General features: G+C 67.2%; 15 protein-coding genes and 1 tRNA gene. 8 read left to right on the top strand and 8 right to left on the bottom strand.

Annotated elements, in window-relative coordinates; translation table 11 throughout:
• Positions 1 to 84 precede the first annotated feature (84 nt).
• Together AC13CR_RS18495 and aroA are read left to right on the top strand one after the other, a co-directional pair.
• Complete coding sequence (locus AC13CR_RS18495) at positions 85 to 594, top strand: hypothetical protein (RefSeq protein WP_292958156.1); 510 nt, start codon at positions 85 to 87, stop codon at positions 592 to 594.
• A 190-nt stretch (positions 595 to 784) separates the two neighbouring features.
• Positions 785 to 2,116 (top strand): 3-phosphoshikimate 1-carboxyvinyltransferase, encoded by a 1,332-nt coding sequence (gene aroA, locus AC13CR_RS18490; protein WP_292958158.1) that lies wholly within the window; start codon positions 785 to 787, stop codon positions 2,114 to 2,116.
• Here aroA and AC13CR_RS18485 read toward each other — a convergent pair.
• Together AC13CR_RS18485 and AC13CR_RS18480 are read right to left on the bottom strand one after the other, a co-directional pair.
• The gene (locus AC13CR_RS18485; RefSeq protein ID WP_292958160.1) at positions 2,113 to 2,487 is read right to left on the bottom strand and encodes a VOC family protein; all 375 of its coding nucleotides are present in this window, start codon (positions 2,485 to 2,487) and stop codon (positions 2,113 to 2,115) included. The genes aroA and AC13CR_RS18485 overlap by 4 nt on opposite strands.
• A gap of 205 nt (positions 2,488 to 2,692) precedes the next feature.
• Positions 2,693 to 2,769: transfer RNA gene (locus AC13CR_RS18480), tRNA-Ile, on the bottom strand.
• A gap of 115 nt (positions 2,770 to 2,884) precedes the next feature.
• Here AC13CR_RS18480 and purM point away from each other — a divergent pair.
• Both purM and purN read left to right on the top strand, forming a co-directional pair.
• Positions 2,885 to 3,925, top strand: a complete 1,041-nt coding sequence (gene purM / locus AC13CR_RS18475; RefSeq protein ID WP_292958162.1) for a phosphoribosylformylglycinamidine cyclo-ligase — start codon at positions 2,885 to 2,887, stop codon at positions 3,923 to 3,925.
• Complete coding sequence (gene purN, locus AC13CR_RS18470) at positions 3,922 to 4,509, top strand: phosphoribosylglycinamide formyltransferase (RefSeq protein ID WP_292958164.1); 588 nt, start codon at positions 3,922 to 3,924, stop codon at positions 4,507 to 4,509. The genes purM and purN overlap by 4 nt, the downstream gene beginning before the upstream one ends.
• Here the strand turns inward: purN and AC13CR_RS18465 are convergent.
• Positions 4,506 to 4,976, bottom strand: coding sequence for a cytochrome b (locus AC13CR_RS18465; RefSeq protein ID WP_292958166.1), 471 nt, complete (start codon positions 4,974 to 4,976; stop codon positions 4,506 to 4,508). The two genes, purN and AC13CR_RS18465, sit on opposite strands and share 4 nt — an antisense overlap.
• Before the next feature lie 74 nt (positions 4,977 to 5,050).
• Positions 5,051 to 5,656, bottom strand: a complete 606-nt coding sequence (locus AC13CR_RS18460; RefSeq protein WP_292958168.1) for a thiamine phosphate synthase — start codon at positions 5,654 to 5,656, stop codon at positions 5,051 to 5,053.
• A gap of 72 nt (positions 5,657 to 5,728) precedes the next feature.
• Here AC13CR_RS18460 and AC13CR_RS18455 point away from each other — a divergent pair, with 72 nt between their 5' ends.
• The 4 genes from AC13CR_RS18455 (at position 5,729) to putP (ending at position 10,703) form a co-directional block, all read left to right on the top strand.
• Positions 5,729 to 6,460: an RNA methyltransferase gene (locus AC13CR_RS18455; RefSeq protein WP_292958170.1), complete on the top strand. Its 732-nt coding sequence runs from the start codon at positions 5,729 to 5,731 to the stop codon at positions 6,458 to 6,460.
• 38 nt (positions 6,461 to 6,498) lie between these two features.
• A complete protein-coding gene (gene ctaA, locus AC13CR_RS18450; protein WP_292958172.1) occupies positions 6,499 to 7,647 on the top strand; it encodes a heme A synthase in 1,149 nt (382 codons plus the stop codon).
• Positions 7,644 to 9,116: a carboxypeptidase M32 gene (locus tag AC13CR_RS18445; RefSeq protein WP_292958174.1), complete on the top strand. Its 1,473-nt coding sequence runs from the start codon at positions 7,644 to 7,646 to the stop codon at positions 9,114 to 9,116. The genes ctaA and AC13CR_RS18445 overlap by 4 nt, the downstream gene beginning before the upstream one ends.
• Before the next feature lie 117 nt (positions 9,117 to 9,233).
• Positions 9,234 to 10,703 (top strand): sodium/proline symporter PutP, encoded by a 1,470-nt coding sequence (gene putP, locus AC13CR_RS18440; protein WP_292958176.1) that lies wholly within the window; start codon positions 9,234 to 9,236, stop codon positions 10,701 to 10,703.
• 55 nt (positions 10,704 to 10,758) lie between these two features.
• Here putP and preA read toward each other — a convergent pair whose 3' ends face one another.
• The 4 genes from preA to AC13CR_RS18420 all read right to left on the bottom strand — a co-directional run bounded on the left by preA (position 10,759) and on the right by AC13CR_RS18420 (position 15,632).
• Positions 10,759 to 12,057 (bottom strand): NAD-dependent dihydropyrimidine dehydrogenase subunit PreA, encoded by a 1,299-nt coding sequence (gene preA / locus AC13CR_RS18435; protein WP_292958178.1) that lies wholly within the window; start codon positions 12,055 to 12,057, stop codon positions 10,759 to 10,761.
• 175 nt (positions 12,058 to 12,232) lie between these two features.
• On the bottom strand, positions 12,233 to 13,567 hold the full coding sequence (locus AC13CR_RS18430; protein ID WP_292958180.1) for an NAD(P)-dependent oxidoreductase: 1,335 nt from the start codon (positions 13,565 to 13,567) through the stop codon (positions 12,233 to 12,235).
• A 71-nt stretch (positions 13,568 to 13,638) separates the two neighbouring features.
• A complete protein-coding gene (locus AC13CR_RS18425; RefSeq protein WP_292958182.1) occupies positions 13,639 to 14,973 on the bottom strand; it encodes a sensor histidine kinase in 1,335 nt (444 codons plus the stop codon).
• A complete protein-coding gene (locus AC13CR_RS18420) occupies positions 14,970 to 15,632 on the bottom strand; it encodes a response regulator transcription factor (protein WP_292958184.1) in 663 nt (220 codons plus the stop codon). The genes AC13CR_RS18425 and AC13CR_RS18420 overlap by 4 nt, the downstream gene beginning before the upstream one ends.
• Positions 15,633 to 15,648 lie beyond the last annotated feature (16 nt).

Genomic DNA, 15,648 nt, shown 5'->3' with positions numbered 1-15,648 from the left:
TCCGCCGATCACGCAACCGCCGGTGGACGCAGGCGGCGGGGCTGGTCTAACCTGCCCGCGCCACGCCATCCAAGGAACGTCCCGATGCGAATGACAACCCCCGCGATCCTGTCCGTCATGGTCCTTGCCGCCTGCCAGCCCCTGGCGACGACGACAGGTGATCGGCCGTCAAACACGGTGCAACCGGCCAGGATCGAAAGCGATCTTTCACCACAGCAGGTGGCCGCAGCGACCGCGATCACGCGCGCACCGCCACCGCCGCCCTCGGCGCGCGCCTCGGCCCGGCAGCTGGATACGACGACTGCCGAACAAAAGGCCGCCGCCGCCGGGGCGCCCGAGGCGGCCGAGACCAGGCTGGGCAGCACCGTCGCCTCGCTGGGCGATCCGACGCAGGGCGGGTTCTGGATCAAGACACCGCTGGTCAAGGCGCGCGGCATCGGGCGGATCGTGAATCCCGCCAACGGCAAATCGGCCAAGGTCGATCTGATCCCGCTGGCGGGCGGTGGGTCGGGCAGTCAGGTCTCGCTACCGGCGCTGCAACTGATCGGCGTGTCGCTGACCGAACTGCCGACGATCGAGGTCTACAAATCCTGACAAGCCGCCCGGTGCGCCTGTAATTCGGGTCCCTCGGGCGCGACACGCGACATCGGTTGCCGCGGGATCACATCTTCCATGACCGGGCGTTCCGCTCCGGCCGCGAGAAAACCCTGGCTGCGACGGCAAGAAGGCGGTGGCAGCGGGCTTGCCCGGCGGCTAAAAGGCCCTCGCAACGAACAGGTGTCCCATGTCCCATACCGCCGAACCGTGTCCCATGACCTCGCGTCGCAGCGGCCCGCTGAAGGGCGTGGCGCAGGTGCCTGGCGACAAGTCGATCAGTCACCGGGCGCTGATCCTGGGGGCGTTGTCGGTGGGCGAGACGCGGGTAACCGGCCTTCTGGAAGGGCAGGACGTGTTGGATACGGCAAGGGCGATGGCGGCTTTCGGCGCGCAGGTCGAACGGCTGGGCGCGGGCGAATGGTCGGTGCATGGCGTGGGCGTGGGTGGCTTTGCCGAACCCGAAGGCATCATAGATTGCGGCAATTCCGGCACCGGGGTGCGGCTGATCATGGGGGCGATGGCCACGACCCCGATCACCGCGACCTTCACCGGCGATGCCAGCCTGTCGCGGCGCCCGATGGCGCGGGTCACCGATCCGCTGTCGGCCTTTGGCGCGCAGATCACGGCGCGCGAGGGCGGACGGCTGCCGATCACCATCCAGGGCGCCGCCGATCCGGTTCCGCTGCGCTATCGCACGCCGGTCGCCAGTGCGCAGATCAAGTCGGCCATCCTTTTGGCCGGCCTGAATTCGCCCGGCGAGACGGTGGTGATCGAGGCCGAACCCACGCGCGATCATTCCGAACGGATGCTGGCGGGGTTCGGCGCCCAGATCCGGACCGAAACGACGGATCAGGGCCACGTCGTCACGCTGGCGGGCCGGCCCGAGTTGCGGGCGCAGCCGGTCGCCGTGCCACGCGACCCATCCAGCGCGGCCTTTCCGGTGGCGGCGGCGCTGATCGTGCCGGGATCGCAGGTCCGGGTGCCCGGTGTCAGCCGCAATCGGACGCGCGACGGGCTGTATGTGACGCTGCTGGAAATGGGCGCCGACATCGCCTTCGAGAACGAACGCGAAGAGGGCGGCGAGCCGGTGGCCGATCTGGTCGTGCGCCACGGGCCGCTGACGGGCGTGACCGTCCCGGCGGACCGCGCCGCCAGCATGATCGATGAATTTCCGATCCTGTCGGTCATCGCCGCTTTCGCGGAAGGCAGGACGGTCATGAACGGGGTTGCGGAATTGCGGGTCAAGGAAAGCGACCGAATCGACGCGATGGCGCGGGGACTTGCGGCAAACGGCGTCGAGGTCGAGGAAACCCGCGACACGATGGTCGTGCACGGCATGGCGACGGTGCCCGGAGGCGCCAGCGTGGTCACGCATCTGGACCACCGGATCGCGATGTCCTTCCTGATCCTCGGGCTTGCGGCCCAGGCCCCGGTCAGCATCGACGATGCCAGCCCCATCGCCACGTCCTTCCCCGATTTCCTGCCGCTGATACAGGGCCTCGGCGGCGATCTGGGCTAGGTCTGCTCGTCAAGCTTGGCTTCGATATTGTTGCCGTCGGGATCCAGCAGAAAGGCCGCGTAATAGCCCGGATGATAATCGCGCAGGCCGGGCGCGCCGTTGTCGCGTCCGCCCGCGGCAAGCCCGGCTGAATGAAAGGCCGCGACCTCTTCGCGCGAACGGGCGCGAAAGCACAGATGAAGGCGGCTGGGGGGTGTGATGTTGTCGGACTGATCCAGATAAAGCGGGCCGATCTCCAGCCAGTCGCGACCGCGGCGGATGTCCGCGCCCCGGCCCAGGGCGTTCAGGATGGCCACATAGAACGAAACGCCCCGGTCGAAATCGGACAGGCGCAGATGGATATGGTCGATCAGGTCGCTGTCGTCGTGCATGAATGGCTCCGGTCGGCAAAACGCATGACCGGGACAAAGGTTCAGCACCGAATCCTGTCCGCAAAAGCGTCATCCTGTTTCGGCGCGTCCCATCACATATGGCAGGCGGCGTTCGTCCCGGACTGCGCCAGGTCGCGCCGCCAAAAGAGAACAGCCCGTCCTTGATTCTGCCGCTTCCACGGGCGGGCCTGGAGGGATGGGATGCTGGTAGGCCCGGAGGGACTTGAACCCCCAACCAAGGCGTTATGAGCGCCCTGCTCTGACCAATTGAGCTACAGGCCCGTAGCGCGCGATCTGACTAAAGCGGCCGGCAGGCGCGGTCAAGCGCGTTGGCCCGTTGCCCAGAGCCCCGCCATCCGCTATCGGGGGGCGCGACATTCCAGCCGGGGACGGGCCGATGACGAAGAACGGGATCAGCTATCGCGATGCAGGCGTGGATATCGACGCGGGAAACGCGCTGGTTGATCGGATCAAACCCGCGGCAGCCGCCACCGCGCGGGCCGGTGTGATGGACGCGCTTGGCGGCTTTGGCGCCCTGTTCGACCCGGCCGCCGCGGGCTATGACGATCCGGTCCTGGTGGCCGCGACCGATGGCGTCGGCACCAAGCTGCGGATTGCCATCGACACCGGGCATCTGGATGCGATCGGCCAGGATCTGGTCGCGATGTGCGTGAACGATCTGGTCTGTCAGGGTGCCGAGCCGCTGTTCTTTCTTGATTATTTTGCGACCGGCCGGCTTTCGGTCGATCAGGCCGCGCGGGTCGTCGAAAGTATCGCGCGGGGATGCCGGATGGCCGGCTGTGCCCTGATTGGTGGCGAGACGGCGGAAATGCCCGGCATGTATCACGATGGCGATTTCGACCTGGCCGGTTTCGCCGTCGGCGCGATGCGGCGTGGCACCGCCTTGCCCGCCGATGTGGGATTGGGCGATGTGCTGCTGGGCCTGTCCTCGGACGGGGTTCATTCCAACGGCTATTCGCTGGTTCGCAAGGTCGCAAAGCGCGCCGGCCTCGGCTGGGACGATGCCGCGCCTTTCGCCCGGGGCTCGCTGGGTCAGGCGCTGCTGGTGCCGACGCGGCTTTATGTCAAACCCGCGCTGGCCGCGATCCGCGCAGGCGGGGTTCACGGGCTGGCCCATATCACCGGCGGCGGCATCACCGAAAATCTGCCGCGCATCCTGCCCCGGGGCCTGGGCGCCCAGATCGACCTTGGCGCATGGCCCTTGCCGCCGGTCTTCGGCTGGCTGGCACAGGCGGGTGGCATCGGGCGGGACGAGATGCTGAAAACCTTCAACAGCGGAGTGGGCATGGTCCTGTCGGTCGCCGCCGACCGCGCCGACGCGCTGACCGCGGTGCTGGCCGATCAGGGCGAGCGCGTCCACCGGATCGGCCGCGTGACGGAGGGCGAGGGGGTGCGCTACAGCGGAACGCCTGCGTGAAGCGCGTTGCGATCCTGATCTCTGGCGGCGGATCGAACATGGTCCGGCTGGCCGAGGACATGACGGGCGATCATCCTGCGCGGCCGGTTCTGGTCGTCTCGAACGATCCCGCCGCCTCGGGCTTGGCCAGGGCCGCCGCGATGGGCATCCCGACCGCCGCGATCGACCACCGCGCCTATCCCGGCGACCGCGCGAGGTTCGAGGCCGCGCTGCTTCGCCCGCTGCTTCGGGCGCGGCCCGACATCATCTGCCTCGCCGGCTTCATGCGCGTTCTGACCCCTGATTTCGTGCAGCTTTTCGCCGGTCGGATGCTGAACATCCATCCTTCTCTGTTGCCAAAATACCCCGGCCTGCACACCCATGCCCGCGCCATCGCTGCCGGCGATGCCGAAGCCGGCGCGAGCGTGCACGAGGTGATCGCCGATCTGGATGCGGGTCCGGTTCTGGGGCAGGCACGGGTGCGTGTCGAGCCCGGCGACACGCCCCGCAGCCTTGCCGCGCGGGTGCTGGCGCAGGAACATCGCCTCTATCCGGCCGTGCTGCGCCGTTTCGCCGCAGGCGACCGGACTCCGCTGATGCTCTAGCGTCGCGGGCGCAGCCGGTTCATCAGCCCGTCCTTCAGAACGAAGTGATGATAGAGCGCGGCGGCCACATGCAGTCCCGCCAGTACCAGCAGCAGGTCCGTCAGCAACACGTGCAGGTCGCCCGCGCGGCCGATTCCGCCGAACCAGGCGGCCAGCCCGGCCAGCGGGATCGCGATCAGCACGATATGGAGCAGGGCGTGAATCAGCACCGCGACCCTGTCCAGCCCGGCACGGCCGTGCGGAGCGGCCGGCGCGCGGCGGCGCAGGGCCAGCCGCCAGATCGTGATGGCCAGGATCGTCACGCCGACGACCAGATGGGCCAGGGCGACCGGCCCCAGAACCTTATCACCGCCGCGCATGAGCCGGCCGAAGGCCTGTCCCATCGGCCCGTTCCACAGATATTGAAAGATCACCAGCAGCACGATCGTCCAGTGCAGCACGATCTGTTGCGTCGTATATCGGAACATCGGTGTTTTCCTTTTTCGTCAGGATCGAGATGGCGGTCAGGCCGGGTTCTCCAACGGAACGCAAAAGCCGGACGTCATGGCAGCCACAGGGCCGACAGGGCGGTGAGGGGATCGTTCTCGGACCAGATTTCCGCGCCGATGCCGATGAAATCCGTCACTGGCGACAGATCCGCGATCAGGGCGCGATCAATCGCGCCCTCGGCAACGACCGGCACCTCGATCATCTCGGACCACCACTGGAACAGGTCCAGCGGGGCGGGGCCGCCGCGCCCAAGCGCGGTGTCGCCGACCGGGCCGAAGCTGACGTAATCCGCCCCCGCCTCGGCCGCGTTCATCCCCTCGTGTCGCGAGGTTCCGCAGAAGGCGCCGACGATGGCGTCGGCGCCCAGATCCTTGCGTGCGGCGCGGACGCCGCGCGCGCCGTCGGTCAGGTGCACCCCGTCAAGCCCGTGCCGCTGGGCCAGCCTGACATGATCTTCGATCACCACCGCCACGTCACGGTTATGGGCGATCTCGCGCGCCAGATCGGCGAGGCGGCCCAGTTCGTCCTCTTCCGCGCCCGCGCGGATGCGCAGACAGGCGGGGGGAAAGCGGTCCATCACCTCGGTCAGCAGCGGCCCCAGGGCCGAGGCCTGCGCGCCGGCGGGGGTCATCAGGTAAAGCTGCGGCGTGTCGGTCATGGGAAACTCCATCGGTTCCCCTGCAGATAGCGCAGCTTGCCGCCCGCTGCCAGACGGACTATGCGGACGGCCATGCAGCACGATCCGCGCCAGCCCGTCATCATCCTGGTTCGCCCGCAGATGGGCGAGAATATCGGCGCCGCGGCGCGCGCCATGCTGAATTTCGGCCTGACCGAGATGCGGCTGGTCGATCCGCGCGACGGCTGGCCCAACCCCAGGGCCATTGCCATGGCCTCGGGGGCGGCAGGGCAGGTGCTGGATCATGCCCGGATCCATCCGACCCTGGCCGAGGCGATGGAAGGGATCGATTATGCTTTCGCCACCACCGCCCGCGGCCGCGAACTGTCGAAGCCGGTCTTCACCCCCGCCGCCGCGATGGACAAGGCGCGCCGTCATGACGGCCGCAGCGCGATCGTCTTCGGCCCCGAACGCGCCGGGCTGGAAAACGACGACGTGGCGCGTGCCAATGCCATCGTCACCGTGCCGGTCAATCCGGCTTTTCCGTCGCTTAACCTGGCGCAGGCGGTGCTGCTGATGGGCTATGAATGGGGCCGCGACACTTTGCCGCCCGAGCCCGCGCCGCATCGGCGCAAGGCCGATGCCGAGTGGCTTGCGGATCGGGTCGAGATCGAACGGCTGGGCGATCACTACGAGGAAAAGCTGGCCCAAGCGGGGTTCTTCTTTCCCGAAACCAAGGCCGCGGCGATGCGGCTGAACCTGCGCAACATGTGGTCGCGGCTGGTGCTGACGCGCGGCGATGTCCGCATCCTGCACGGCGTCCTGCGCCAATTGACCCGCCGCTAGGCGCGACCTAACCTCCGCCCCAGTTGAAGGAGCCGATCATGGCCAAGCGCCCCGTTTTCGAGGAAGTCTCGGACCCAGGTGCCAGCACCCGCCCGGTGACGCGGACCGGCATCATCGACGCCGCGCCGCGCGGCGCGCGCCGGGCGATCCGGGTCTGGCTGATGGTGTTGTTCGTCATGGTCGCCGCGATGATCGCGCTTGGCGGCGCGACGCGGCTGACCGGATCGGGCCTTTCGATCACCGAATGGGCGCCCGTCACCGGCGCGCTGCCGCCGATGGACGCGGCCCGGTGGCAATCCGAATTCCAAGCCTACCAGCAGATCCCGCAATATCGCGAGGTCAATCCCGACATGGATCTGGCTGGCTTCAAGCGAATCTATTGGTGGGAATGGTCCCATCGCCTGCTGGGCCGCACCGTGGGACTGATCTGGGCGCTCGGCTTCTTCGGCTTTCTGCTGACCCGCCGCATACCGGCGGGCTGGACGCAGCGATTGCTGGGAATCGGCCTTCTGGGCGGGCTTCAGGGGGCGATCGGCTGGTGGATGGTCAGTTCCGGTCTGGCCGAGGGGATGGTGCGCGTGGCCTCTTACCGGCTGGCGACGCATCTGGGGATCGCCTTCATCATCCTGGGTCTGATTGCCTGGTATGTGCTGATGCTGGGCCGGTCCGAAGCGGACCTGCTGCGAGCAAGGCGCGCGGGCGAGCGCAGGCTGTTCGGCATGGCCACCGGCCTGATGCATCTGGCCTTCGTGCAGATCCTGATCGGCGCGCTGGTCGCGGGCATCGATGCGGGCCGCCAATATACCGGCTGGCCGACCATGGGCGGCGAATGGATCCCCTCTGCGATCTGGGATTCCTCGCTGGGTTGGCGCAATCTGTTCGAAAACCCGGCCCTGGTGCAGTTCGTCCACCGCATGACCGGCTATCTGCTGGCGATCTTCGCGGTGGTGGTCTGGCTGCGCGCGCGGCGTTCGCCCCATCCGGTGACGCGCGGGGCCTTTACCGCGATGATCGTCATGGTGGCGGTGCAGGTGGGCCTGGGCATCATGAACGTGATCAACGCCTCGCCCCTGTCGCTGGCCCTGACCCACCAGCTGGGCGCGGTGGCGCTGTTCGTGCTGATCATCCGGGCCCGCCACCACGCCCGCTACCCGCATCAAACCTCGCTGAGGGGGAAAACCCGATGAGCGCCCTGGACGAATTGCTGAGCTTTCAGCGTCAGACCGAAGCCCTGTCCTCGGTCGCCGAGCGGCTGGGCTGGGATCAGGAAACCGTCATGCCGCGCGGCGCGGTGGAACAGCGGGCCGAGGAAATGGCCGCGATGGAATCGGTGCTGCACGAACGCCGCACCGATCCGCGCCTTGGCGAATGGCTGGACGCGGCCCGCCCACAGACCGGGCCCGACATCCGCATCGTCGAGTTGATCGGTCGCGACTATGCCCGCAGGATCCGCATCCCGGCCCGCCTCGCGACCGAACTGGCGCGCGTGACCTCGCTGGCGCAAGGCATCTGGGCCGAGGCGCGTGCCAATGACGCGCCCGAGGACTTTCTGCCGACGCTGGATCAGGTGCTGCTGCTGAAACGCGAGGAGGCCGCGGCGCTGGCCGATGGCGGCGATCTCTATGATGCGCTGCTGGAGGATTACGAGCCCGGCACGACCGGGGCCGAAATCGCCGGCCTGTTCGACGCGATGCGGCCGCGCCTGGTCGCGCTGCGCGAGGATGTGCTGGGCGCCGAGCGCCAGCCCCAGACGCTGCAGGGGCATTTCCCGCAGGAAACCCAGCTTCGGCTGGCCCGCACCTGCGCGACGGCCTTCGGCTATGACTGGACGCGGGGGCGGATGGACATGGCGGTCCATCCCTTCAGCAGCGGCCGCTGGCAGGACAGCCGCATCACCACGCGCGTGGTCGAGCCCGAGCCGTTCAACTGCATCTATTCCACCATCCACGAGGTCGGCCATTCCAGTTATGAGCTTGGGATCGACCCCGACTATGCCTTCACGCCGCTGGGACGCGGCGTCTCGATGGGGGTCCACGAAAGCCAGAGCCGCATCTACGAGAACCAGATGGGGCGCGGCCGGGCCTTTGCAGGCTGGCTGTTCAACCGCATGTCGGATGCCTTCGACGGGTTGAACATCCAGGATGCCGATGCCTTCCATGCGACCGTCAACAAGGTCACACCGGGCTATATCCGCACCGAATCCGACGAAATCCAGTATAACCTGCACATCATGCTGCGCTTCGACCTGGAACGCGACCTGATTTCCGGACGGCTGGACACGCGCGATCTGGTCGAGGCGTGGAACGCCCGTTTTCTCGGGGATTTTGGCGTTGCGGTGAACCGGCCCGCCAATGGCCTTTTGCAGGACGTTCATTGGTCGGTTGGCCTGTTCGGCTATTTCCCGACCTATGCGCTTGGCAATGTCTATGCGGGCTGCCTGAACGCCGCGATGCGCGAGGCCGTCCCGGATCTGGACGCTGCACTGGCCCAGGGCGACGCGGCGCCGGGGGTCGAATGGATGCGCGAAAACGTGCAGCGCCATGGCGGTTTGTATCCGCCGCGCCACTTGATCGAACAGGCAACCGGCCGACCCGTCACGCCCGAACCGCTGCTGGATTATCTGGAAGAAAAATTCGGTCGTATCTACGGGCTTTGACGGGCGCCATCCCGTCCGCGCGGAAATGGGGCCGCCACGCCTGGCGGTTGCGTCCGGCCGCGTGATCTGTCAGGCCCTGTTCCATCACGGTGTTTTTACCAAAGAAGGGGCGAAGCCATGGCAACCGGAGTCTGGATCAGCCTGATCCTCTATTTTCTGCTGATGCTGGCCATCGGCGTCTACGCTTGGCGGAAATCGACCTCCAGCTCCGAGGAATACATGCTGGGCGGACGCAACCTGCCACCGGCGGTCGCGGCGCTGTCTGCCGGCGCCTCGGACATGAGTGGATGGCTGCTGCTGGGCCTGCCCGGCGCGCTTTATGCCGCCGGGCTTGTCGAATCCTGGATCGGGATCGGGCTTTTCGTCGGCGCGCTGGTCAACTGGATCGTGGTGGCGCCGCGACTGCGCGAACAGACCGAACGCTACGACAATTCGCTGACCATTCCTGGATTTCTCGCCAACCGCTTCCCGACGCAAGCCCTGACGCTTCGCGTCATCTCGGCCGTGGTGATCGTGGTGTTCTTCGCCGTCTATACCGCATCGGGCCTGGTCGGCGGCGGCAAGCTGTTCCAATCGGCCTTCGGCGGCAATTATCAGGCGGGCGTGTGGCTGACGCTGGGGGTCGTGCTGGCCTATACGGTGATCGGCGGCTTTCTTGCCGTCAGCCTGACCGATTTCGTCCAGGGCTGCATCATGATGCTGGCGCTGATCATCATGCCGCTGGTGGTGCTGATGGGCCCTGGCGGCGGCGGCTTCGATCAGGCGCGCGAGACCCTGGCGGGGGTCGATCCCGAATTTCTTTCGCTGACCCGGGGGCTGACCGTCGTGGGCTTTCTGTCGGCGGTGACCTGGGGGCTGGGCTATTTCGGCCAGCCCCACATCATCGTCCGCTTCATGGCGGTGCGCAGCGTCCGCGAGGTGCCGATGGCCCGCAATATCGGAATGGGCTGGATGGCGATTTCGCTGCTGGGTGCGGTCGGTCTGGGCATTTTCGGTCGCGCCTATGTGGTGCGCAACGGCCTGACCGTCGAAGACCCCGAGACGATCTTCATTCTGCTGGCCGATCTGCTGTTCCATCCGCTGGTTACGGGCTTTCTGTTCGCCGCCCTGCTGGCCGCGATCATGAGCACCGTCAGCAGCCAGCTTCTGGTCTCGTCCAGTTCGCTGACGGAAGATTTCTACCGGCTGTTCTTCGATCGCGACGCGGACGAGAAGATGCTGGTCATGGTCGGTCGCATCGCGGTGCTGGCGGTCGGCATTGTCGCGGCCTTCATCGCCCGCGATCCGAATTCAAGCGTGCTGTCGCTGGTTTCGAATGCCTGGGCCGGGTTCGGCGCCGCCTTCGGACCGCTGATCATCCTGTCGCTGACATGGTCGCGCATGACCGGACTGGGCGCGGTGGCCGGGCTGGTCGTGGGCGCGGTGACGGTCATGATCTGGATATGGGCGGGCCTCAATTCCAGCTTCCTCGGCGGACCGGGCGTCTACGAGATCATTCCGGGTTTCCTGCTGGCGGGACTTGCCATTATCGGCGTCAGCCTGATGACCGAGGCCAGGGGCGAATTCCGGCCCTTGACCGGAGGCTGAGCGCGCGATCGCGCCGCCGCCGGTGCGATTCCTGTCCCAGGCGGACGGCCGGGTGCTACTCGGCCGCCTTCGCCATCGGATTGTTCGGATGCGTCGTCCAGTTGGCATAGTCGGCGCGCCGGATGCCCGTGCGCCTGTCCAGCTCGCCCGGCTCCAGTTCGCGCATGGTGATGCAATCCTCGACCGGGCAGACATCGACGCAGAGGTTGCAGGCGACGCATTCTTCCTCGATCACCTCGAAGATGCGACCGGGCTTCATCGCGATGGCCTGGTGGCTGGTATCCTCGCAGGCGGCATAGCAGCGCCCGCATTTGATGCAGGCGTCCTGGTCGATCACCGCCTTGGTGACATAGTTCAGGTTCAGGTAGCGCCAGTCGGTGACATTGGGGACTGCCCGTCCGATCAGGTCCGGCAGGCCCATTTCGTGGCTGTCCAGATAATCGCGCAGCCCGCTGATCATGTCCTGCACCACCTTGAAGCCATAGGTCATCGCCGCCGTGCAGACCTGCACATTTCCCGCCCCGAGCGCCATGAATTCGGCCGCGTCGCGCCAGGTCGTGATACCGCCGATGCCGCTGATCGGCAGCCCGCGCGTGTCCGCGCCGCGCGCGATTTCCGACACCATGCTCAGCGCGATCGGCTTGACTGCCGGCCCGCAATACCCGCCATGCGCACCCTTGCCGTCGATCGTGGGCTGCGGCGCGAACAGATCCAGATCGACCGAGGTGATGCTGTTGATCGTGTTGATCAGACTGACCGCGTCGGCCCCGCCGCGCCGGGCAGCCTCGGCCGGTTTGCAGATATCGGTGATGTTCGGCGTCAGCTTCACGATGCAGGGCATCCGCGAATATTGCTTGACCCAGCGTGTCACCATCTCGATATAGTCCGGCACCTGTCCGACCGCGCTGCCCATGCCGCGTTCGGACATCCCGTGCGGGCAGCCGAAATTCAGTTCGACCCCGTCGGCGCCGGTATCCTCGATCTGGCTCAGGATCCTGCGCCAGCTATCCTCGTCGCAGGGCACCATCAGGCTGATGACCAGTGCCCGATCGGGATAGTCGCGCTTGACCTGCTTGATCTCGCGCAGGTTCACCTCCAGCGGGCGGTCGGTGATGAGTTCGATGTTGTTCAGGCCCAGAACCCGCCGGTCATTGCCATGGATCACGCCGTATCGCGGGCCGTTGACGTTCACGACGGGCGGTCCCTCGCTGCCCAATGTCTTCCACACGACCCCGCCCCATCCGGCCTGAAAGGCCCGTCGGACGTTGTATTCCTTGTCGGTGGGCGGGGCCGAGGCCAGCCAGAACGGATTGGGAGACTTGATCCCGATAAAGTCGCTGCGCAGATCAGCCATCGCTTGTCCTTCCTTCCAACGGGCCAGACGGGCCGGGCCTATTTCAGCTATTTGCGGTCGATGGGGCAATCCTTGTCTTGGCCGCGCGGTCCGGCAGCAGCCGGATCATCGTGACCCCACCCCGCAGCAGGCCATAGACGAAAAGACGGTTTCTCGATCATGGCCGGTCCTTCCGTCATGGCGACAGGCTCAGGTGAATATCTTCCGCGGCATCGCGGCCCTGGGCCACCGCCGTCACCGTCAGGTCGTCGCCGCCGGCCGCGCAGTCGCCGCCCGCCCAGACCTTGTCGAGGCTGGTCCGGCCGGGGCCGGTGACGGCGATCTTGCCGCCCTCCAGCGCCGGCGATCCGGGCGCCTCGTCCAGCCGCTGTCCGATGGCGCGAAACAATTGGTCGGCCTTCAGCCGGAATCGCTGGTCGGTCATGACCAGACCTTCGGGACTGTCCTCGGTATAGCAGAATTCCACCTCTGCGACAGCGCCGTCGCCATGGATTGCCACCGGCGCGGCGTTGTGGATGATGCGCACGCCGGATGCGCTGGCATGATCCTGTTCGTGCCGGCTGGCGGTCATCCGGTCCTGCCCGCGCCGATAGACCATGGTCACGTTTTCGGCCCCCAGCAGTTTCGACTGCACGGCGGCATCGATCGCGGTCATTCCGCCGCCGATCACCACGACATCCCGGCCGACGGCCAGGCCGGCCAGATCCGCGGCCTGCCGCAGTTCGGCGATGAAATCCACCGCGTCGCCGACATTGCCGATTCCTTCATCGCCGGTCCGCAGGGCGTTCGTGGCGCCAAGGCCGATCGCCAGGAAAACCGCGTCGTAGTCCGCCGTCAGACCTTCCAGTGTCAGATCGCGGCCAAGGGCCTTGCCGGTCTCGATGGTGATCCCGCCAATGCCCAGCAGCCATTCGATTTCCGCCTGGGCAAAGCCGTCCACGGTCTTGTAGCTGGCGATGCCGTATTCGTTCAGACCGCCGGGCTTGTCGCGCGCCTCGAAGATCACGACCTCATGGCCCTTGGCCGCCAGCCGATGCGCGCAGGACAGGCCCGCAGGTCCCGCGCCGACGACGGCGATCCGCCTGCCGGTCGGCGCGCCCCGCCGGAACGGATGGCCCGGCCTGGCCATCAGCCCATCGGTGGCGTGGCGCTGCAGCGCGCCGATCTCGACCGGTCTGCCCTCGGCCTCCATCCTGACGCAGGCGCCCTCGCACAGGTTTTCGGTCGGGCAGACGCGGGCGCACATACCGCCCAGGATATTGGCGTGGAAGATGGTCATCGCCGCCGCATCCGGCGTTCCGGTCGCGATCTGGCGGATGAACAGCGGAATGTCGATGGCGGTGGGACAGGCCGTTATACAGGGCGCGTCGTGACAGAAATAACAGCGATCGGCGGCGACCTGTGCCTCGTGCGCGGTCAGAGGCGGGGCAATGTCGCGGAAATTCAGCGCCAGATCCTCGGGCGCAAGACGGCCCGGGACGATGCCTGGCGACAACCTGGCTTGGGACATTCGTGTCTCCTGGCTCACCTGTTGGTCAGGTTCAGGCTGGCACAGATGCGTTTTTTTATCAAATGGTAAAATCAACCCGCCCGAGTCGCGTCCCGGATCGAGCCCGGAAGGTCCAGGATGGCCGCCAATCCGCCCGTCGGCGCCCGTTCAAGCCGCAACTCGCCGCCGTGCAGCGCGGCCAGGTCGGCGACGATGGCAAGGCCCAGGCCGGCGCCGGGAGGGCCTGTTTCGTCCAGTCGCGCACCGCGGATCAACGCGCGCGGCGCGTCGGTTTCGGCCAGGCCGGGGCCGTCATCCTCGATGGCGATCAGAACCCGCCCTTGTCCTGCGCTGATGCGAAAGACCAGACATGAGCGGCCCCATTTCACCGCGTTCTCGGCCAGGTTGCCGATCATCTCTTCCAGATCCTGCCGTTCGCCGAAGAAGTCGGCAGCGGCAGCGGCAGGGTCCAGGATCCGCGCGGTCATGCCCTTGTCGGCCATCGGGTGACGCAGCACGATGAGGATGTCGTCGATCACCTGGGCAATCGCGGTGCGCTGTCCCAGGGTCGCGGGCTGGGCCGCACGGGCGCGCCGCAGATGCCAGCCGATCAGCCGGTCCATGCGCGCGATCAGCGCCTGTCCGCGATGATCGCCCGGCAGATCGTTGGCCAGCGCCGCCAGCGGCGTTTTCAGCGAATGGGCCAGATTGCCCAGATGCCGCCGCGACCGCGCCAGGAGGGTGGCGTTCTGGTCCAGCGCGGCGTTGATCTCGGCCGTCAGGGGGCGCAGTTCCGACACGTCGGGCAGGGGCAGGCGATGGGTCCGGCCCTCGCGCACCCGACGCAGATCGGCGCCCAGCGAATCGAGGCTGCGCAGCCCGACGGCCACCTGAACGACGGTGCCCCCCGCCAGCCCAAGACCCAGGATCGCCAGCGAAATCGCCAGAGGGCGCCGGATCTGGCGCAGGCTGGCGCGGATTTCGTCAGCCGGCGCTGTGACGGTCACGGCGACGCGGGCATCGCTGTCGGGGATGGTCAGTTCTTGCCGCGACACCCGCAGATGGGCGCCATCCGCGCCGCGTCCCGGCCGGCCGGCATAGCTGCCCGGCGGGCCTTGAAGCCGCCCGTCCAGCAACGAGGGCGATCGCGCCACCGCCCGGCCGTCCGCTGCAACCTGCCAATACCAGCCGCTGAAGGGCAGGCCGAAGCGGGCGTCGGCGGGCGGCGTCGCGACCGCAATCCGGTTATCGGCGCCGACCTCGAGTCCGGCGATCAGCGAATCCGCAGCCGCCCTCGTTTCGGCGTCGAAACGGTCGGTGACGAAATCGTCCAGCAGATTCGAGATGACCAGGAACGCCGCCAGCAGGGCCGCCCCAAGCCAGACCGCCGCCAGAACCAGCAGTCGCCCCCGGATCGAGCGCATCATGGGAGCGCCCGCAGGACATAGCCCTCGCCCCGCCGCGTCTGGATCAGGCCGTCGCCGATCTTGCGGCGAAGGCGGCCGATCACGACCTCGATCGACTTGAAGTCGCGATCGGTATCGGCCTCGTAGAGGTGGTCCGACAATTCGGTCCGGCTGACGACGCGATTCTGGTGGTGGATCAGATAGGACAGGATGCGCGCCTCGAAGGCGGTCAGTTTCAGTGCCACGCCGTCGCGGGTGATGACGCCCAACTGGCTGTCCAGCCGCAGCGGGCCTGCGGCGATCACGGAGCGGGCATGACCGGCCGCGCGCCGGATCAGGGTTCGCGCGCGCAAAACGACCTCGTCCAGGCGGAAGGGCTTGACGGCATAATCGTCGGCGCCCGCGCGAAAGCCCGCGACCTTGTCGGTCCAGTCGCCGCGCGCCGTCAGGATCAGCACCGGCATGTGGATTCCCTGTTCGCGCCAGCGGGTCAGAACCTCGATCCCCGACAGGCCCGGCAGGCCAAGATCAAGGATCGCCACGTCATAGCATTCGGTCGCGCCCAGAAACTCTCCGGCCTCGCCGTCGCCGGCATGATCGGTCACAAAGCCCGCATCCTTCATCGCCTGCGAAAGCTGCCCGGACAGAACCGGGTCATCCTCGACAATCAGCGCGCGCATTCAATCCTCGTCATCA

This window comes from Paracoccus sp. L-17 (genome assembly GCF_056857655.1).
Note: the sequence above shows the minus strand (reverse complement) of the source record. Positions and strands in the feature narration are given on the sequence as shown.